Source organism: Methylophilus sp. DMC18, from assembly GCF_056314005.1.
This window is the reverse complement of sequence record NZ_JBQUZE010000002.1, coordinates 463,043-481,376: the sequence shown is the minus strand read 5'-3', so window position 1 is coordinate 481,376 and position 18,334 is coordinate 463,043. Positions and strand designations below refer to the sequence as shown.

Below are 18,334 nucleotides of genomic sequence, written 5' to 3'. Positions count from 1 at the left end.
ATGATAAATTGGCGCGGAATCTGCTCAGTTATAAATACGCCAGCAAGTCCTGGGGCTGCTGGATACAGCCATCCGCACCCCATGCCTCAGGCCGATCCATGTCTGACAGGTAGCCAAACAAAGCCACCAGCGTTGTCATGCCCGCTGCATTACCGGCCTGCACATCTCGCTCGGCATCGCCAACATACACCACCTGTTCAGGATCAAGCTGCATACGTTCACAGGCCAATAACAGTGTTTGGGGCGCCGGCTTGGGCTGGGGCGCATCATCCCCGCTGATGACCGCACCCGCGCGGCTATCCAGCGCCATGTGTGTAATCATAGGCAAGGTAAACCGGCGTGGCTTATTGGTGACAATGCCCCAGCGGAGCCCCCGCTGCTCAATCTCCTGTAACACCTCTGCCATGCCGTCAAACAATTGTGGCTGACGGGTCATGACTTTGGTGTATAACTCCAGATATTCAGTGCGCATCTGTTCAAACTCAGCATGATCCGGTAACAGACCAAATCCGACTTCCAGCAGCCCTCGAGACCCATGCGAGGCATAGGGGCGAATCGTCACTTCTGGTAAAAAGGGCAATCCATGCCGTTCACGCTGCAAATTAAGTGCATATGCCAAATCTGGAGCGGTATCTACCAACGTCCCATCCAGATCAAATAATACGGCTTGCATGCGCTCAATCCTCTTTGACCGCATGTAGCATGTAGTTGACGTTGGTATCTGTTGTCAATTTATATTGTTTACTGAAAGGGTCATAAGTGACGCCAGTCTGATGCTGTAACTCCAGTCCAGATTGACGTAACCAGCTCGCTAACTCAGACGGCTTGATAAACTTGCTGTAATCATGTGTGCCTTTGGGAAGCAGATTGAGGACATACTCAGCCCCGACCACCGCCATCAGGTATGCCTTGGCATTGCGATTAAGCGTGGAAAAAAACAATTGCCCCCCCGGCTTGACCAGTGCAGCGCAAGCACGCACCACGCTGGATGGGTCGGGAACATGCTCCAGCATTTCCATGCAGGTCACCACATCAAACTGCTCCGGCATTTCTGCAGCCAGCGCTTCCACGGCAATACAGCGATACGAAACCTGGGCCCCTGCCTCAAGCGCATGTAATTGCGCCACCTGCAGCGACTTGTCTGCCATATCAATCCCCATCACGTGGGCACCACGTTGTGCCATGGACTCGCTCAGAATACCGCCACCACAGCCGACATCGAGCACCTGTTTGCCCTTAAGCAACGCGCGACTGTCAATATAATTTAAACGTATTGGGTTCAACTGATGTAAAGGTTTGAAGACACCTTGCTGGTCCCACCACTGGTGTGCCAGTTCAGCAAATTTGTTTACTTCTGCAATTTCGACATTGGCCATGATGTTTTCCTAAACAAAATTAATCTGCGGGCTGTTGCATCTTGAGCTGCCACTGCAAAGCGATAGACCGTAATGCCTCGGTCTCAATGCCTGCAAATTGTGGCTGGCCATCTGGTAAGCGCTGATACCGTAATTGACCATTGACCCAGGTATGGGTGACCTGCTCGCGGCTAGCCACATACACCAGATGAGAAATCGGGTCAAAACAAGGCAAGCTATTCAGCTCATCCAGACGAACCGCAATCAGATCAGCCTGCTTACCGACGCTAATGCTGCCAATCTGTGCTTGCAACCCCAGTGCCGTGGCTCCATTAATGGTTGCCATCTGTAGCGCCTGATAAGCTGGCACAGCCTCTGCCTGTTGCGCTGATACCTTGGCAAGCAAGGCCGCTGTGCGCATTTCCTGCCACAAATCGAGCCGGTTATTACTGGCGGCACCATCAGTGCCTAAACCGATATTGATCCCCGAACGCAACGCAGATGCCACCGGCGCAATCCCACTCGCCAATTTCAGATTAGAACTTGGACAATGCGCGATATGCGCGCCTAACGTTGCTAGGGTCTCCTGTTCATACTTTTCAAGGTGTACTCCATGCGCCAATACGGTGCTGGGACCAATTACCCCCAGCGCTTGCAAACGCTGCAACGGCCGTACACCAAATTGCTCCTGACTTTGCGCGATTTCCGCCTGGGTTTCATGCAAATGCGTATGAATCCCCAGATTCAACTGTTCGGCAAGTGTGACAACGTCGGTAAAGGTTTGATCACTCACCGTATAGGGGGCATGCGGCGCAAAAGAAAAACTGATAGAGGACTCGGATTTATACTGATCGCGCACTTCTGTGCCCAAGCGGATATATTCACTGGCAGTTGCCGCATAATTACTGGGAAACTCCATGATAGTTAAGCCAATATGTGCGCGTATCCCTGTGCGTTTGGCAGCCTCTATGGTCGCTTGCGGAAAAAAATACATATCGTTAAATGTGGTGATTCCGCCTGCCAGCATTTCCGCACAAGCCAGCAAGCTGCCATCCTGTACGAAAGCGGGTGAGACCCATCTCTTTTCTGCTGGCCAGATATGCTCATTCAACCACGGCATCAACGCATAATCATCAGCATATCCCTTTAACAGGTTCATACTGCTATGAGTATGCAAATTGATCAGCCCGGGCATCACGACATGTTGTGAACAATCAACGACGGGCCAGTCAACCGCCCAATCCGGGATATCGGATTTGGGTACAATCGCCTTGATTTTTCCAGCATCCACAAGAATTGCATGCTGCTCCCGCACTTGTGGCCCTTCATCCATAGTAACGAGCCAGCGTGGTTTGATGATAAATTGGGATTCACTCATGCTTGGATTATAACTGAGGCAGGCTGGCAAATTGAAAGTCCGCCTGCGTGCAGCAACAAAAAAGCCACGCAATTGCGTGGCTTTTTAAACTCACAAGTCAGTGCTTATTGGCAACCTTCTTGTTTCGTACCTTCTGCACGGATTTCAACGCGGCGGTTAGGTTGCAGGCAAGAGATCAATTTCTTGCTTACTTTTTTACCTTCGCACTGAACAACTGGCTCAGATTTACCTTTACCTTCAGCAGTGATCAAGCTGCTGTCTACACCTTGAGCAACCAAGTAGTCCGCCACTTGTTTTGCACGGCGCTCAGACAACTTCTGGTTGTAAGCATCTGAACCGATACGGTCTGTGTGACCAGTGACGATCACAGCTTTGATTTCAGGGTTTTCTTTAATCTTCGCGGCAACCGCATCCAATGTAACGCGGCCTTTTTCTTTCAGGTTTGCCTTGTCAAAACCAAACAACTCTTCAGCAGATACAGTCACAGTCTCATTCACTGGCTTGCAAACAGGTGCTGGTGCCGGAGCTGGTGCTGGTGCCGGAGCTGGTTCAGCCGCAGCAACAGGTGCTGGTGCTGGCTCTGGTGTTGGCTCTTCAACCACTGGTGCTGGTGCACCAAAGCGGAAGATACCACCAATATTAAATAATGTGTTATCAACACGGCCAGAATCACCAGCTGTTCCACCAGGGCCGGTAGCTACCAAACGTGCTCTGCTCCATTGATGGCGCAGATCAGCTTGGATACCAAACTTATCATTAAACAAATACTGGGCACCTAAACCTACGTTAGCCATCCAAGAAGTTTTTTTACCATCAATATCAACGTTTGGAATGTTGTAATCTAAATCATTGCGGGCTGCACCAATACCAGCCAACAGGAATGGGCGGAATTTTTCACGACTGAACATATACAATGCGTCCAAACCCAAAGTGGTTTGTTTGTATTTACCACTTGCACCCGCAATGCCAGTATCTTCATCAGCACGGTTATAACCCAGACGACCTTGAATGTCCCAGTGCTCGCTCAGCTCTTTACCAATGGACAAGAAACCACCACGGGCATTATCTGCATCCAGATCACTATCAGTGTGCATGTAGCTTGCACCTGGCACAACATACCAAGCACCGCGGTACATGTCTTCAGCTTGCGCAGCTTGCGATGCAAAAACAAATGCAGAAGCAATTGCCAAGCCTAAAAAACTTTTTTTCATTCATTGACTCCTTTGTTATTGGGCATTTTCGCCACATCTTTGAAAATACTTACAAACCCAACTATACGCAAACAGTGCAAGAGGCGCAAGCCTAGAGAGCTACAAGCCCAAGTATTTATTGGTTTAGGCGCTCATTTTGCAACAGTTTCCTGACAGCTGCCTGACAACGCTCACAATCGATTCAGCCAACAGGTTTGATTGCCTTAACCCTTTTTCACATAAACCACTACGAAAACCCAAAAAGTCCGCCTCTAGCGAACGCAATTGCGCCAAATATGCCGGTCTGAGTCCGCCGGCCACCCCGACCATTAACTGCAAGCGTCTGGCTATCTCGGTAAATTTCTGAATATGCGATATAGAAACGCAGTCCAAGACTGAGCTAGACTTGTCTATCGTGTCGACCATAACCCCAACATACCCTTGTCTGGCGAGCTTGTTCAAGCGCAACTCAAGCGTAGATGCTTGCAATAAACTATCTGGGCAAAACACCGCAACCATCTGCGTGCCTGCCGCAAGTAGTTGGCTAATCACCGTTGCATACAGAGGATGATCCCAAATGGCTTCCGGTAGCTTGATAATGTCCACGCCAATCTCAAGACGGGATTGGATCAACTCCAGCAATGCAGCCACGGATTCAGCAGTATCGCCCACGGTGGCACTGACCAGAATGTCTGCATGGGGATGTTGTTTTTTGTAACCATTCACTACCTGCATAATGGCAACCGACTGCGACAGACTTAATGCAGAGAGCGCACCATGACTGGTGTCTTTCAAATCAATCAAGCTGACTCCAGCGGCCAGTACCAACTGCGCCTCGGCAACCGAATTTACACTGACTAATATGCGCATAGATATCCTTATGCCTGCTGCATGCCTGTTTGCTGTGCCTGGTGGTTGTTAACGCAATCCACCAGCCATTGCCAGGCTTCAAGCTCGTTGGGGCCGGCTGTTTTATCAATCGCAATTTGTAAATACTGCATTTCTTGCGTAATTTTCTCAGCAGGCAACAGATGCAGCCTGCTGACAAGTACGGCCAATTCAACCACTGCCGCCTGGGCACGGTTAAAGCCCATAAATGGCGCATGTGTCTGACTTTCAACCACTTGCATCCATAATTTTGGTCGATTTTCATCCGGCTCGACTGTATCGAGGCTTAATACATGATGCGCCAGACAGTCAGTTAGCCGCACGCTGTGGCCATGCCCGACTGGCAAGGTGGAAAACATTTTTTTTCTGGCAATAGCGGCAGCAAAAACACGAACATCATCGGTCAGATTTAAGACGGCCGACCGGGTCTGTAAAATATTCTGCAAGGTAGTTGAGGGCTGGTAAGGCATGATGAGCACTCGCCCTGCCTGCCATTGGATCCCAAACGGCGCAATGTGCACCTCACCTTCAGGAGAGCACGTGGTGATGATGGTTTCGTAAATCATTCTTTGTTTTCCGGGCTGGTTGAATTACCAACGGGCTTTTTCGCTGATGCGTGAACCGTGGCACCACTGGCTTGATCAGGTTTAGTCGCTTCCTGACGCTCTTTGATGGAAGCCTCACGATGTGCAACTTTGGCCTGCTTGTTTTGGGCGACTGAGGCAACGCCCCACTCCAGCATTTCATCCTGCACATAGCGTTTTTTCAGTTGCCAGGCAATTTGGGCGCGAGCCAGCTCTACCCCCAAATAAAACGCATGCGAAGCATCGTCTTGCACCTGCAGTTCTGGATAAAAAACATAGGGATCCGTTGCCTGCTGCAGACCATCCCGATTGTAGACATGTACACCCGCTTCGCTCACCATGATGCGAAAACTGGGGTCCTTGATTTGCCTGGCCATCTCAGCAATTTCCGCCGCACTGTAAGGAAACGGCTTGCGATCATGCAGGCCAAGCAAGCCGGCATCATAGCCACGAGGCAACCGTTTGTCCTGTTTGGCGCGGTACATGACACGGCGGGCAATATCAGCCTCAGCCACAGCCTCGCAGGCATGCGCGCTGACCGAGGTCGCCAGCACAGCGTTGATATTCAGCTCACTGATCATCCCGAACAGCATGGCGTTAATCCCGGTGGTGTCGGCATCTGTCAATTCGGTCAGATTGCCCACGCCCATCATGATCGCGATATCCGGATATTTTTTGCGCAGCTTGTGATAACGTACAATCGATTCGGTGAAACCAAAATGGATGGGATCCAAAATAGGATCGGCAATAAACGCAAGCTCCCGTTTAAGGCAGTGCTCGATGGCACGTTGCAAGCTGGGCATGCTACCAGGCTTGGCTGGAATCAACACGGGGGTAGAAGCGACTTCTTCTGCAATCCAGAGACTGTTTTCATGCAGACTTAAGAGGTAATCGGCACCGGCTTTACCCGCTGCCAGCAGATCGTCTTCACGCATGGAATCTACACTTACCTGAAAACCTGCTGACTTGAGCGCACACACGCTCTCTGTCATATGCGCAAATGCTTTTCCCGGCAGGCAGCCGAGGTCGATGACATCCGCCCCCTGCTGTTTGAAATGCTGCGCTTTGGCGATGATTTGCTCAACCGTCAGATCTGGTGCATCGACAATTTCAGCAAAAATCAGCACACTATGCTGGCTTAAATCGGGCACTTTTCCTTGCTGACCAAAATATTGTGGCAAATCCTTCAAGTCTTTAGGTCCTCGCTCTACAGGCACACCCCACTGCGACTCCAGCAGGCCGAGATCGCCCTGACAGAGACCAGGTAAAATGACTTTATCAATATTCTCGACTTTGGGTAAGCGGCGGGCGATCAGGGGCGGCGTCATCAATGCCGCAACAGACACCCCGATCTGTTTCACTTCATATTCAAACGGAGACTGTTTACTGTCGGCCTGTATCGCTTGTAATACCTGATGCAGACTGTGTTCTGCCAGTTTTCCGGTAAGAAACAGCAGTCGATTCATGGTGTTAGTCGTGAGTGTGCTCTACCTGTACGCCCTGATGCAAATGCAACTCATGCACGACTGCCAGACGCGCCATGATCGCATGCTGCAAACCAGCCATGTCTTCAACGACCGTGGTATCCGCAAAGCGTTTTAACTGGGCCACATTATCCAGATCGATCTGGCGTGGATAGACCTTGACCACGTTGTCTCTGGGTGCTTCCGACTCCAACTCTGGCGCCGTATCACATGCAAACACAATGCTTTGGATCCGCGTTTTACCTGCTTGCGCAAACAGGTTGGTGACCAGGCTATCCGAAAAGCCATATGCCATTTTGGCGATAGTATTAGACGTCGCAGGTGAAATCACCAGCGTGTGATATACGCCCTCATAAAAACGCTCGACCGGGACGCTGCTGGCTGTTTTGTCCTGATAGACCTTGTGGCCAGTGGCTTCCAGTGCAGCCTGAAAGCCATATTGCTGGATAATTTCGGCCGCTGCACGGCTCAGGTAAATATCGACCTCCTGCAAGGTTTGCAGAATGGCCAATGACTCTCGCAGATAATGGCCGGAACCGGTAATTGCCCATGCCAATCGTTGTGCACGCATGTCAAGTCACCTTACTCAGGCGAAAGGATGTTGCAGCACGATGGTTTCATCCCGCTCCGGGCCAGTCGAGACAATGGCAATCGGCACGCCACAGACCGCTTCCAGACGCTTGAGGTAATGCTGCGCATTTTTGGGTAATGCATCCCAGGTTTTGACACCGAAGGTGGTTTCGCTCCAGCCTGGCACGGTTTCATAAATCGGCTCACAACGGGCGACGTCATCCGCACCGACCGGCAGCATATCAACCACTTTGCCATCCAGCTTGTAACCCGTGCAAATATCCAGTGACTCAATGCCATCCAGCACATCCAGCTTGGTAATACACAAGCCAGTCAAGCCGTTGATTCGCGCAGAGCGACGCAAGGCTGCAGCATCAAACCAGCCACAGCGGCGTTTTCGTTTGGTCACAGTCCCGATTTCCTGTCCCTTGTGAGACATCTGGTAACCTGGTGCGCCTTCTGTTTCAATATCCAGCTCGCTTGGGAAGGGGCCGCCACCCACACGCGTCGTGTAGGCTTTGGTAATACCAAGCACATAGTGCAGCATGTTGGCACCAACACCGGTCCCTGCTGAGGCTTGGCCAGCGATACAGTTGCTGGAAGTCACATAGGGGTAAGTGCCATGGTCCACATCCAGCAAGGTGCCTTGTGCGCCTTCAAACAGCAAGTGTTCGCCACGGGCATTGGCTTCATATAACGCCGCAGAAATATCAGCCACCATCGGCTTCAACGCCACAGCGTGCTGCATGCTGGCATCGTATTGCTGCTGGAAATCTACCGCAGCAGAACCAAGATAATTGGTCAATACAAAATTGTGATAATCCATGACTTCGCGCAGCTTTTCGGCGAAGCGCTCAGGGTGGAACAAATCATAGACACGCAAGGCGCGGCGTGCGACCTTGTCTTCATAGGCAGGGCCAATGCCCTTGCCTGTAGTGCCAATTTTTTTCTCGGCGCTGCGCTTGGCTTCACGTGCCAAATCAACCGCAACGTGATGAGACAAAATCAATGGACAGCCAGGACTGACTTTGAGACGGTTTTTAACATCCAGCCCGCCTTGTTCCAGCGTGGAAATCTCATGCAGCAAATGGGTGGTATCCAGCACCACGCCATTACCGATATAGCAATTGACGCCATCGCGCACAATACCAGAAGGCACCAGGTTTAACTTGTAGACTTTTTGCGCATCCCCTTGGCCGACGACCAGGGTGTGACCCGCATTGTGACCACCCTGAAAACGCACCACACCTTGCGCATGGTCGGTCAGCCAGTCAACAATTTTACCTTTACCTTCGTCGCCCCATTGGGTGCCAATCACAACGACGTTCTTTGCTTGCTTAAATTGTGTCATGTTCAATCAATATCTTGTCTATACAAATTAAAGAGGCGGCGTATTACACAGCCACCACTTGCCAGCGACCATCCACCTTTTGCAACAGACGGTCACAGGCCAATTCAGAATAATCCACCTGCGCATCAGGCAAGGCTTCAACCACCACCTGACCTTGCGCGCGTAAGGTCTCTATCAGGGCTAACAAGTCAGCATCCTGCGTTGCAGGCGCCAAAATCCCTTTGTCCATGGTCGCAGGGCCCAAGGCGAGTAAAGCACCACGCAGATCCAGGCTAAAGCCTGTCGCCGGGCGTGCACGGCCAAAGGCAGCCCCCACCTCATCATAGCGGCCACCCAGTGCAATGGGGCCAGCATAGCCTTTGGCATAGGCCGCGAAGACGATGCCGCTATGGTAGTGATATCCACGCAACTCACTTAAATCAATGGTCACCGTCACATTACGATCACCCAGCGCTTTCGCGACTGCCTCCAACTCAAGCAAAGCCTGTTCAATCCCTTCTGAGTCAGGCAATACTTCACGCGCCTGATCCAACACCTCAATGCCACCATTGAGTTGGGCCAGGGCAATAAAAGCTTGCCTGGATTTTTCGGGCAAATTCACCACCAGTTGCTCTACCAATGAAATGTCTTTAGCTTGCAAAGCCGCTTGCAGGGCTTGTTCTTGCGGCAGGCCTAATTGCGCGGTATGCGACAGGCTGGCGAAAATCGCTGCATGACTCAGGTCCACAAACAAGGTTTGCATGCCTAACAACTGCAAGGCTTTGACCATCAGCCGCTGCACTTCAATATCGCTGGCAATACCGGCATGACCATACAATTCTGCCCCGAGTTGCAAAGGCTCACGAGTGCGCGCCAGGCCATCCGGCTTGGTTCTCAAAACGGTCCCGGCATAACACAAGCGCGAGACACCGGCATGATTGAGCATATGCGCATCAATGCGCGCAGCCTGTGGCGTCGTATCAGCGCGCAAGCCCATCAAGCGCCCGGTCAGTTGATCCACCACTTTAAAGGTGGCGATATCCAGATCGTGACCGGTCCCGGTGAGCAGGGATTCAACATATTCCATCATCGGCGGCATGACATACTGGTAGCCATGGACACGGAACAAATCCAGCAGTTGCCGACGGTAGGACTCAAGCCGTGCTGCTTCAGCAGGCAGCACATCTTCAATATATTCAGGGAGTAACCAATTATGCATCCCGCCATTATACCTGCAAACCCCTGCCGAAAGCACGGCTTTAGCAACCTGCCAGCAAGTCGCGTCAGCCTTGCACTCCGTTAAAATCCAAACAAAAAAGCACACGCAAGGTGTGCTTTTTTTAAAACGCTTAACCATCTCAGCTTGGTGGCATTCACCCGTTAGCGATTTAACCAGAGAATGAACAAACCAAACAGCATTGAAATAAAACCAATAAAGCGAATTTGACCATCCCGCAGTTGCAGCATTCGTTCAAAAGTATTGCGCCAGGCTTTGGTCAATAACAGCGGCATCAAACCTTCAATCAGCAACACACCACCCAGCACACTCCACCACCAGTTCATGGTGCAAGCATTACTTTTTACCGCTGCTACGCATGTATTTAAAGAAGTCTGAACTCTGGTCAATCACCATCACGTCAGACTTGCTCTTGAAGCTGTTTTTGTAAGCTTCCTGGCTGCGGTAGAAGGCATAAAACTCAGGGTTTTTACCAAACGCCTGTGCATAGACTTCTGAGGCTTTGGCATCGCCCTCGCCTTTAATTTTCTGCGCATCGCGATAGGCTTCGGCAATAATCACTTCACGCTGCTTGTCGGCATCGGCACGAATTTTTTCTGCCGCCGCTGCACCTTGTGAGCGCAACTCATTGGCCACCGATTTACGCTCGGCCTCCATGCGTTGATACACGGATTCGCTGACTTCTTTCGGCAGATCTACACGACGTAAGCGCACATCCATAATCTGGATGCCCATTTGGCGGCTTTCCTTGTCTGCACGCTGACGCAGGATTTCCATGATCTGCGAACGCTCGCCAGAGACGACATCGTGGATGGTGTGTTTACCAAACTCAGCGCGCAAGCCGTCATTGACCATCTGCGACAAACGACGCTCGGCCTGCACTTCATCGCCACGCACAGAAACGTAGTATTTGGCCGGGTCGATAATGCGCCATTTCACAAACGAATCCACCAGTACGTTTTTCTTTTCACTGGTGATAAACCGGTCTGGTTCTTCCCAGTTCAGCGTCAGAATCCGCTTGTCGTAATAGCGGATGTTCTCCACCATAGGCATCTTGAAATAAAGACCAGGGTCTTTTTTCACCGAGACAATTTCGCCCAGACGGAAGACCAGCGCATATTCACGCTGATCGACCGTATATGCTGATGATGTCACCAAGACCAGCAAGACAAACACCCCAATTAACAAACTTCCAATATTTCTCATCATGTATTTTCCTTGAGGGGCAGACTAGCGATATTCGCGATCACGACTACGCATGGCATCCCTGGAGCGGTCTAGCACACTCGCGTCAGCCGGTGGCTCGATGGCTGGCTTATCCGCCGGGACGGCAGACCCAGCTGCGGCATTACTGCCTGCACCACTCATGCTCATGAGTTTATCCAGTGGCAAATACAGCATGCTGTTGCCATTTTTCTGATCAACCAGCACTTTGCTGGTATTGGCCAAAATATGTTCCTGCGTATCCAGATACAAACGCTGGCGGGTCACTTCAGGCGCTTTGTTGTACTGCGCCAGAATCTGCTCGAAACGGTCTGCATTACCCTTGGCTTCGTTCTCCACCCGCAGCTTGTAACCCGCGGCCTCTTCGGCCAACCGCGACGCTGTACCACGTGCTTTAGGAATCACATCATTGGCATAAGCCTGACCTTCATTTTTCTGGCGTTCCAGATCCTGTTTGGCCTTGACTGCATCATCAAATGCCGCCTGTACCTGTTCTGGCGGCTGTGCATTCTGCATGGTAACGTTAACAATATTGACGCCAGATTGATATCTGTCCAGCATGTCCTGCATGAGTTTTTTCGCTTTGGCAGCCACATCATCCCGGCCTTCATACAGCACGAAGTCCATCTTGCTCTTGCCTACCACTTCGCGGATGGCTGTTTCTGCCACACCACGCACGCTTTCTTCGGTGGAGCGGTTGCTAAACTGATAATCTTCCACCGACTTCAGGTTGTATTGCACAGCCACCTGCAAATCAATAATGTTTTCGTCATCGGTCAACATTAAAGACTCTTTCAGCTCTTTGCTACGGCCAGATTCGCCCTCATAAGAACGGTAGCCCATTTCAATGGTACGCACCTGCTCGAGGTTCACGTTTTCCACGGTCTCAATCGGAAATGGCAAATGCCAACGCGGGCCAGGCATGGTGGTTTCCACATGTTTGCCAAAACGTAACACCACACCGCGAGAGCCCTGGTCAACAATATAAAAGCCAGAGCCCAGCCAGATCAGCGCCACCAACCCTAAAATCGGGGCCACTGGCAAGGATTGTGGAGCAGGTGCTGATCCACGCGGACCACCCTGCCCGCCTTTATTGTTGCCAAATAACCGGTTCAGCTTTTGATTCAAATCCTTGAACACCTCGTCCAGATCGGGCGGGCCTTCATTGTTTTTATTCCAAAAGCCTGGAAATTTTTTCATGCGTGTACTCCGTATGTTTTGATCTTTTTAAACGTAAGCACTTTCTTCGGTGCTGAGTTTTTTCAGGTATTGCTGATGCTCTAACAGCGCCTGGCGTAAATCCTCTATGCCTATGCCATCCCTGGCTGACACACGAACAGTTCGGATATTACCATACTCGTCGCGGTCGATTCCGGGCGGCATGCCCATGCGGTCAATCTGGTTAAGCACCAGAATCTGTGGGACCCTGGCAGCACCAATCTCGTTCAATACGATATTGACTTGTTCGATTTGCGCATCGCGATTAGGGCTGGCCACATCAACCACATGCAGTAATAAATCGGCCTGCGCGGCCTCTTCAAGCGTAGCACCAAAGGCTTCAATCAAAGTCGTAGGCAAATGCTTGATAAAGCCAACCGTATCTGACAACACCACCGGATAACCTTCCGGCAGGTGCATTTTACGAGAGGTGGTATCCAGTGTGGCAAATAGCTGGTCTGCCGCATAGACACCCGAGTGTGTCAGGCGATTAAACAAGGTGGATTTACCCGCGTTGGTATAGCCGACCAGAGAAACGGTCATCAGGTTGGAGCGTTTGCGCGCACGACGTTGCATGCCACGTTGCTGCTTGAGTTTATCCAGCTTTTCACGCAACTGCTTGACGCGCACGCGCAACATGCGTCTGTCCAGCTCGAGCTGGGTTTCACCAGGGCCGCCCCGCACGCCAATCCCGCCCTTTTGTCGTTCAAGGTGGGTCCAGCCACGCACCAACCGCGTAGACAAGTGCTCCAGTTGGGCAAGCTCGACTTGCAGCTTACCTTCGTGCGATTGCGCACGTTGGGCAAAGATATCCAGAATCAGGCCGGTGCGGTCTACCACACGTGCTTCAAGCAACTTTTCAAGGTTGCGCTGTTGCGAGGGGCTCAAGTCGTGATTGAAAGCCGCGACTTTGCTGTCATAGGCGGCCATCAAGGCCTTTAACTCATCTGCCTTGCCAGAGCCGATAAAGTATTTGGGATCAGGCGCATGACGCTTGCCTTCCAGCGTCGCTGAGATATTGAGGCCAGCAGTCCCGGCCAGGTGGCGGAGTTCTTGCAAACTTTCTGCGTAGTCAGCGTCACCAAAGTTGACGCTGACCAGAACGACGGCATCTCCGCCGCTTGGTCTATCAAACATGCATTAAGATTCTTGAGCGGCGTCGTGCGATCCGAGGCTGACTGGACGTGCAGGAACGATGGTGGAAATGGCGTGCTTGTACACCATTTGTGTCACGGTGTTTTTTAACAAAATGACATATTGATCAAAAGAATCGACCTGCCCTTGCAATTTAATGCCGTTTACCAGGTAAATGGACACTTGAACGTGCTCTTTTCTGAGTGCATTCAAAAACGGATCTTGCAGCATTTGGCCTTTATTATTCATGGAATTGCTCCTTGTTTGTTTTAATCGTATTGGAGTTTTATTATCTTGAACACCAATCCCTCATAGTGACTATGATTGTACTAATTTGTTCCTTTTTCAATCCCCGCGCTTTACTTTTTTGGAAATAAAGCGCGGATGCGCTGCAGACAAGCCTCTTTACCCAGAATTGACATCACCTGATCAATGCTAGGCGACTGTGCTATGCCGATCAAAGCCACCCGCAAAGGCATCGCCAGCTTGGGAAACTTGATCTGCTGCTCAGTGACCACCTGATTTAGCGCATCGTGTAGCATATCGGCAGTCCAGTCAGAATCTTGAGTTTTTTCTAAAAAAAGTTCGATATAGCCGGCGGTTTCCGGCAACACATGTTTGGTTTTGTCCGCCTCATTGATCTCAGGCACTTGGTAAAAGAAGGCAATTTCCCTGGCCAGTTGATTGAGGTTATTGGCACGCTCACGGTATAAATTCAATACTGCCAGCAAATCTGGCGACTGTGTTTCTGTGACGCCTAATTCAGCCAAACGGGGTTTGACTTCATCGGCAATCCGTTCCAAGGGCAAGGTTTTAATGTAATGCGCATTGAGCCAGTTGAGCTTTTCAGTATTGAACTGTGCGGCTGACGGCGTGATATGGTCCAGATCAAACCACTCGCAGAACTGCGCCATGCTGAACACTTCATCATCGCCATGCGACCAGCCCAGGCGCGCCAGGTAGTTGAGTACCGCCTCACGCAAATAACCGTCTTCATGGTATTGCATGACGCTCACGGCACCATGGCGTTTGGACAGCTTCTGACCATCATCGCCCAAAATCATGGACAAGTGCGCATACTGCGGCACCTGTGCACCCAGTGCCTTGAGCATATTGATCTGGCGCGGAGTGTTGTTGACATGATCATCGCCGCGAATTACTTGCGTAACGCCCATTTCCCAGTCATCCACCACCACACAGAAGTTATAGGTTGGCGTACCGTCAGCCCGCGCAATAATCAGGTCATCCAGCTCGGCATTGGCAATCTCAATGCGACCCTTGACCATATCCTCCCAGGCCACCACGCCTTCGGTCGGGTTTTTGAAACGCACGACCGGTGGCACATCCTTAGGCGGCTCAGGCAACACTTTACCGGGCTCAGGCCGCCAGCGGCCATCGTAACGCGGCTTCAAACCCTGCTGCATCTGGCTTTCACGCAAGGCATCCAGCTCTTCTTTGCTGCAATAGCAATAATAAGCATGGCCAGCATCCAGCATCTGCTGGATCATTTTTTTGTAAGTCTCCATGCGCTGCATTTGGTAAAACGGGCCTTCGTCATGATCCAGCTGCAACCAGGCCATGCCATCCAGAATGGCCTGCACGGCTTCCGGCGTGGAGCGTGCAACATCCGTATCTTCAATACGCAAAATAAACTTGCCGCCATGGCGCTTGGCATACGCCCATGAGAACAAGGCGGTACGCGCACCGCCAATATGCAGATAACCGGTAGGACTGGGGGCAAAACGGGTTTTAACAGCTTGCATGATGACTCTTGAAATTAAAACAGGCGTGCATTTTAACATGCCGCCTGTCAACACCGTGTTTAGTCTGGTTAAGATTGAAGCCGTGGGCGCAGAGGACGCATTGAAGCTGGTTTAAAATCACGCTAAGATGCGCGTATGCAAACTGCGCCATTAGATACAAACTTGGAAATTCATGTAGGCGAGCTCTATGGCAAGCCAGACGCCGATGGCCACATTGCCGTCTTGTATCACGTGCTGGCTGTTCACAAACAGGGCATCACCTTGCAAAATATGGACAATCCGCTCAGTCAGTTTGAGACCACAGCCGGCAAGCTGCTGCAATCCGGCTATATCCGCCTGAGTCAAACACCCTACGTCAACTTGCAACAAGCCAACAAACGTAAAAAAAATGCGGCCACCAAGCTCACACGCTGTCCGTTTACCACCGACATTTTTGCTGAACGCGCGGATAGCGAACGGCCACAGCTCGCCATTTAAAAAAGACGGTAGGCTAGGCCGTTGCCTGCCGAAACTGAAACGCGTCACCCTTTTATCTCAACGCTAATTGAGCACTACGACAGCGATCTGCTTAAAAACCTGTCTGATTTAAGCGGGCCTGAATCAACGCCTTGGCCTAGCCCTAAAACTCCGGTGGCGCCCCGATCAAATCATGGCCTTGCGCATCGATAATCTGTACATCCACAAAATCACCCGGGTTCAAGCCATCTGCATCTTGCAGATAAACAATGCCATCAATTTCGGGCGCATCTGCCTTGGTGCGAGCAATACCGATGATGTTTCCATCGTCATCTTCAGTGAGTTCATCCACTAGCACGGTTTGCAGGCTGCCGATTTTAGCCGCCACCTTGGCGGCACTGATGCGCTCCTGCACTTCCATAAAGCGGCTCAGGCGCTCTTGTTTGATTTCTTCAGCCACCGGATTAGGCAAATGGTTGGCCGCTGCGCCATCCACTGCCGAATAGGCAAAGCAACCGACGCGGTCCAGCTGCGCTTCTTCCATAAAGTCGAGCAGCATTTTAAAGTCATCTTCAGTCTCGCCGGGGAAGCCGACAATAAAGGTGCTTCGGATAGCGATTTCCGGGCAAATATCACGCCAGGCTTTGATACGGGCCAGGTTGTTTTCACTGCTGGCCGGACGCTTCATGGCTTTGAGCACCGCCGGGCTGGCATGTTGGAACGGCACATCCAGGTACGGCAAAATCGCCCCTTCGGCCATCAATGGGATCACGTCATCAACATGTGGGTAGGGATACACATAGTGCAAGCGAACCCAAACGCCCAGCTCGCCCAGGGCTTTACTGAGTTCGGTCATATGCGTTCTAACTGGCCTGCCGTTCCAGAAGCCTTTGCGGAATTTCATGTCCACGCCATAGGCAGAAGTATCCTGCGAAATGACCAAAATTTCGGAAACGCCTGCATTCACCAAGCTCTCAGCCTCATTGAGCACGTCACCAATCGGACGGCTAACCAAATCGCCGCGCATGCTGGGGATAATGCAGAAGCTGCAACGGTGGTTACAACCTTCTGAAATTTTAAGGTAAGCATAATGCTTGGGCGTGAGACGAATGCCTTGCGGCGGCACCAGGTCGGTGTAGGGGTCGTGCGGTTTCGGCAGGTGTGTATGTACATGCCCCATCACCTCTTCCAGGGCATGCGGGCCAGTCACGGCCAACACGCTGGGGTGTGCGTCCGTGACCACGTCTTTTTTCGCGCCCAGGCAACCGGTCACAATCACCTTGCCGTTTTTGTTGAGTGCCTCGCCAATCGCATCCAGCGACTCTTGCACCGCAGAGTCAATAAAACCACAGGTATTCACCACCACCAGGTCAGACTGCTCGTAACTGTTGCTGATTTCATAGCCTTCGGCCCGCAATTGGGTCAGGATACGCTCGGAATCTGAGCCTGCCTTGGGGCAACCCAATGAGACGAAACCAACTTTAGGTGAACTTTGCATGATGCTTCCCTCTTAACCTTCTACCAACCATTTGGTCAGGGCAACTGAAGCCACCCCCAACACAATTAACAATAACTGATTCATGGTATCGCGCAATGCCGTACGCTTGTGCAAGCCTGGAATCAGGTCCGCCACCGCCACATAGAGCATGCTGGCTGCGGCAAGACTCAAGATATAGGGTACCCAGTGCTGCACCGCATGCAGCGCAAAATACGCAATGATACCGCCAAGCACGGTGGCCAGGCTGGAGCCGATATTAAACAAAAAGGCTTTTTGTTTACTGTAGCCGGAATGTAACAAAATCAGAAAGTCGCCGACTTCCTGCGGAATCTCATGGGCGATAATCGCCAGTGCAGTCACTACGCCCACCTGCATATCTACCATAAATGCCGCGCAGATCAGGATGCCATCAACAAAATTGTGAAAGGTATCGCCTACCATGATCATCAAACCACTGCGGCCACCATCATGACCATGCGCGTGACCATGTAAATGAGGATGCCCTATCATCTGGCTAGGCTGCGCCGCTGGCAATCTGAACTTGATTGCGCCTTGCGGTTTTTTGGTAGCAGGCTGGCCTGGATGTAACTCGGGGCAATGGGCCTCGTCATGCATGGCATGTATTTCACAGTGCTCGCCATGACAATGCCGCCACAGCACCAGTTTTTCCAGCGTAAAAAACAGTAGCACGCCAAACAGCATGGTACCGGTCATCGCCTCGATATTGGGGCTGCTTTCAATCGCGTGCGGCAAAATCTCAAGAAACACCGCGGCCAGCAAGGCGCCAATCGCATAACTCACCAGCAAAGGCACCCAATGCTTTTGAGCATTGAGCGCAAACAGGGCTGCGACACACACACTGAGCACGCCCCCTAACAAACAGGCCAGCATCATGCCGGTAAAAGGCGAAATATCAGTCAACAAAGGGGTCAAAGCAAGCATGCCGAGTGATTAAAGGAAGCCGCGCATTATACGTGAGTTATCAAAAAAACAAAGCATAAACAATTAGTTAACGCATGCAGATG

General features: G+C 51.3%; 19 protein-coding genes. 1 reads left to right on the top strand and 18 read right to left on the bottom strand.

What is annotated here, in order from left to right:
* Positions 1-28: 28 nt before the first annotated feature.
* The 16 genes from ACT53G_RS06255 to gltX all read right to left on the bottom strand — a co-directional run bounded on the left by ACT53G_RS06255 (position 29) and on the right by gltX (position 15,355).
* Entirely contained in the window at positions 29-673 is a 645-nt protein-coding gene (locus tag ACT53G_RS06255) for an HAD family hydrolase (protein ID WP_379076058.1), read from the bottom strand.
* Positions 674-677: 4 nt separating this feature from the next.
* Positions 678-1,376, bottom strand: coding sequence for a bifunctional 2-polyprenyl-6-hydroxyphenol methylase/3-demethylubiquinol 3-O-methyltransferase UbiG (gene ubiG / locus ACT53G_RS06250; RefSeq protein WP_338654308.1), 699 nt, complete (start codon positions 1,374-1,376; stop codon positions 678-680).
* A 19-nt stretch (positions 1,377-1,395) separates the two neighbouring features.
* Complete coding sequence (locus ACT53G_RS06245; RefSeq protein ID WP_476168966.1) at positions 1,396-2,733, bottom strand: TRZ/ATZ family hydrolase; 1,338 nt, start codon at positions 2,731-2,733, stop codon at positions 1,396-1,398.
* A 104-nt stretch (positions 2,734-2,837) separates the two neighbouring features.
* Complete coding sequence (locus ACT53G_RS06240) at positions 2,838-3,944, bottom strand: OmpA family protein (RefSeq protein ID WP_476168965.1); 1,107 nt, start codon at positions 3,942-3,944, stop codon at positions 2,838-2,840.
* 123 nt (positions 3,945-4,067) lie between these two features.
* Complete coding sequence (locus tag ACT53G_RS06235; protein WP_476168964.1) at positions 4,068-4,793, bottom strand: (5-formylfuran-3-yl)methyl phosphate synthase; 726 nt, start codon at positions 4,791-4,793, stop codon at positions 4,068-4,070.
* An 8-nt stretch (positions 4,794-4,801) separates the two neighbouring features.
* Positions 4,802-5,377: a DUF447 domain-containing protein gene (locus ACT53G_RS06230; protein ID WP_476168963.1), complete on the bottom strand. Its 576-nt coding sequence runs from the start codon at positions 5,375-5,377 to the stop codon at positions 4,802-4,804.
* Complete coding sequence (locus tag ACT53G_RS06225; protein ID WP_476168962.1) at positions 5,374-6,861, bottom strand: DUF6513 domain-containing protein; 1,488 nt, start codon at positions 6,859-6,861, stop codon at positions 5,374-5,376. Before ACT53G_RS06225 ends, ACT53G_RS06230 begins: the two co-directional genes overlap by 4 nt.
* Positions 6,862-6,865: 4 nt before the next feature.
* A complete protein-coding gene (locus tag ACT53G_RS06220) occupies positions 6,866-7,450 on the bottom strand; it encodes a flavoprotein (RefSeq protein ID WP_476168961.1) in 585 nt (194 codons plus the stop codon).
* A 15-nt stretch (positions 7,451-7,465) separates the two neighbouring features.
* Entirely contained in the window at positions 7,466-8,800 is a 1,335-nt protein-coding gene (locus tag ACT53G_RS06215) for an adenylosuccinate synthase (protein ID WP_313987762.1), read from the bottom strand.
* Positions 8,801-8,843: 43 nt separating this feature from the next.
* The gene (locus tag ACT53G_RS06210) at positions 8,844-9,998 is read right to left on the bottom strand and encodes an ATP phosphoribosyltransferase regulatory subunit (RefSeq protein WP_338654320.1); all 1,155 of its coding nucleotides are present in this window, start codon (positions 9,996-9,998) and stop codon (positions 8,844-8,846) included.
* Between the two features lie 161 nt (positions 9,999-10,159).
* The gene (locus ACT53G_RS06205; protein WP_194747741.1) at positions 10,160-10,342 is read right to left on the bottom strand and encodes a DUF2065 domain-containing protein; all 183 of its coding nucleotides are present in this window, start codon (positions 10,340-10,342) and stop codon (positions 10,160-10,162) included.
* Between the two features lie 10 nt (positions 10,343-10,352).
* Positions 10,353-11,222, bottom strand: coding sequence for a protease modulator HflC (gene hflC / locus ACT53G_RS06200; RefSeq protein ID WP_194748434.1), 870 nt, complete (start codon positions 11,220-11,222; stop codon positions 10,353-10,355).
* Positions 11,223-11,246: 24 nt separating this feature from the next.
* The gene (hflK, locus tag ACT53G_RS06195) at positions 11,247-12,440 is read right to left on the bottom strand and encodes an FtsH protease activity modulator HflK (protein WP_194747743.1); all 1,194 of its coding nucleotides are present in this window, start codon (positions 12,438-12,440) and stop codon (positions 11,247-11,249) included.
* Between the two features lie 27 nt (positions 12,441-12,467).
* Positions 12,468-13,595: a GTPase HflX gene (hflX, locus tag ACT53G_RS06190; protein ID WP_476154493.1), complete on the bottom strand. Its 1,128-nt coding sequence runs from the start codon at positions 13,593-13,595 to the stop codon at positions 12,468-12,470.
* Positions 13,596-13,598: 3 nt separating this feature from the next.
* On the bottom strand, positions 13,599-13,841 hold the full coding sequence (gene hfq, locus ACT53G_RS06185) for an RNA chaperone Hfq (RefSeq protein WP_194747747.1): 243 nt from the start codon (positions 13,839-13,841) through the stop codon (positions 13,599-13,601).
* A 110-nt stretch (positions 13,842-13,951) separates the two neighbouring features.
* Positions 13,952-15,355 carry a glutamate--tRNA ligase gene (gene gltX / locus ACT53G_RS06180; RefSeq protein ID WP_476168960.1) on the bottom strand — a complete coding sequence of 468 codons (1,404 nt, stop codon included), beginning with the start codon at positions 15,353-15,355 and terminating at the stop codon, positions 13,952-13,954.
* 162 nt (positions 15,356-15,517) lie between these two features.
* Here gltX and ACT53G_RS06175 point away from each other — a divergent pair, with 162 nt between their 5' ends.
* Positions 15,518-15,832: a hypothetical protein gene (locus tag ACT53G_RS06175; RefSeq protein WP_476168959.1), complete on the top strand. Its 315-nt coding sequence runs from the start codon at positions 15,518-15,520 to the stop codon at positions 15,830-15,832.
* A gap of 142 nt (positions 15,833-15,974) precedes the next feature.
* Here the strand turns inward: ACT53G_RS06175 and rimO are convergent, their stop codons facing one another.
* Together rimO and ACT53G_RS06165 are read right to left on the bottom strand one after the other, a co-directional pair.
* Positions 15,975-17,309: a 30S ribosomal protein S12 methylthiotransferase RimO gene (rimO, locus tag ACT53G_RS06170; protein ID WP_476168958.1), complete on the bottom strand. Its 1,335-nt coding sequence runs from the start codon at positions 17,307-17,309 to the stop codon at positions 15,975-15,977.
* 12 nt (positions 17,310-17,321) lie between these two features.
* Positions 17,322-18,251 (bottom strand): ZIP family metal transporter, encoded by a 930-nt coding sequence (locus ACT53G_RS06165; RefSeq protein ID WP_379076025.1) that lies wholly within the window; start codon positions 18,249-18,251, stop codon positions 17,322-17,324.
* Positions 18,252-18,334 lie beyond the last annotated feature (83 nt).

What these genes read in the sequence shown, in the direction of transcription:
- ACT53G_RS06240 (WP_476168965.1), bottom strand. Translation starts at nt 3,944, where the DNA reads ATGAAAAAAAGTTTTTTAGGCTTGGCAATTGCTTCTGCATTTGTTTTT.
- ACT53G_RS06210 (WP_338654320.1), bottom strand. Translation starts at nt 9,998, where the DNA reads ATGCATAATTGGTTACTCCCTGAATATATTGAAGATGTGCTGCCTGCT.
- hflK (WP_194747743.1), bottom strand. Translation starts at nt 12,440, where the DNA reads ATGAAAAAATTTCCAGGCTTTTGGAATAAAAACAATGAAGGCCCGCCC.
- ACT53G_RS06165 (WP_379076025.1), bottom strand. Translation starts at nt 18,251, where the DNA reads ATGCTTGCTTTGACCCCTTTGTTGACTGATATTTCGCCTTTTACCGGC.
- hflX (WP_476154493.1), bottom strand. Translation starts at nt 13,595, where the DNA reads ATGTTTGATAGACCAAGCGGCGGAGATGCCGTCGTTCTGGTCAGCGTC.
- ACT53G_RS06225 (WP_476168962.1), bottom strand. Translation starts at nt 6,861, where the DNA reads ATGAATCGACTGCTGTTTCTTACCGGAAAACTGGCAGAACACAGTCTG.
- ACT53G_RS06215 (WP_313987762.1), bottom strand. Translation starts at nt 8,800, where the DNA reads ATGACACAATTTAAGCAAGCAAAGAACGTCGTTGTGATTGGCACCCAA.
- ACT53G_RS06235 (WP_476168964.1), bottom strand. Translation starts at nt 4,793, where the DNA reads ATGCGCATATTAGTCAGTGTAAATTCGGTTGCCGAGGCGCAGTTGGTA.
- ACT53G_RS06245 (WP_476168966.1), bottom strand. Translation starts at nt 2,733, where the DNA reads ATGAGTGAATCCCAATTTATCATCAAACCACGCTGGCTCGTTACTATG.
- ACT53G_RS06205 (WP_194747741.1), bottom strand. Translation starts at nt 10,342, where the DNA reads ATGAACTGGTGGTGGAGTGTGCTGGGTGGTGTGTTGCTGATTGAAGGT.
- ACT53G_RS06220 (WP_476168961.1), bottom strand. Translation starts at nt 7,450, where the DNA reads ATGCGTGCACAACGATTGGCATGGGCAATTACCGGTTCCGGCCATTAT.
- ubiG (WP_338654308.1), bottom strand. Translation starts at nt 1,376, where the DNA reads ATGGCCAATGTCGAAATTGCAGAAGTAAACAAATTTGCTGAACTGGCA.
- gltX (WP_476168960.1), bottom strand. Translation starts at nt 15,355, where the DNA reads ATGCAAGCTGTTAAAACCCGTTTTGCCCCCAGTCCTACCGGTTATCTG.
- rimO (WP_476168958.1), bottom strand. Translation starts at nt 17,309, where the DNA reads ATGCAAAGTTCACCTAAAGTTGGTTTCGTCTCATTGGGTTGCCCCAAG.
- hflC (WP_194748434.1), bottom strand. Translation starts at nt 11,222, where the DNA reads ATGAGAAATATTGGAAGTTTGTTAATTGGGGTGTTTGTCTTGCTGGTC.
- ACT53G_RS06255 (WP_379076058.1), bottom strand. Translation starts at nt 673, where the DNA reads ATGCAAGCCGTATTATTTGATCTGGATGGGACGTTGGTAGATACCGCT.
- ACT53G_RS06230 (WP_476168963.1), bottom strand. Translation starts at nt 5,377, where the DNA reads ATGATTTACGAAACCATCATCACCACGTGCTCTCCTGAAGGTGAGGTG.
- hfq (WP_194747747.1), bottom strand. Translation starts at nt 13,841, where the DNA reads ATGAATAATAAAGGCCAAATGCTGCAAGATCCGTTTTTGAATGCACTC.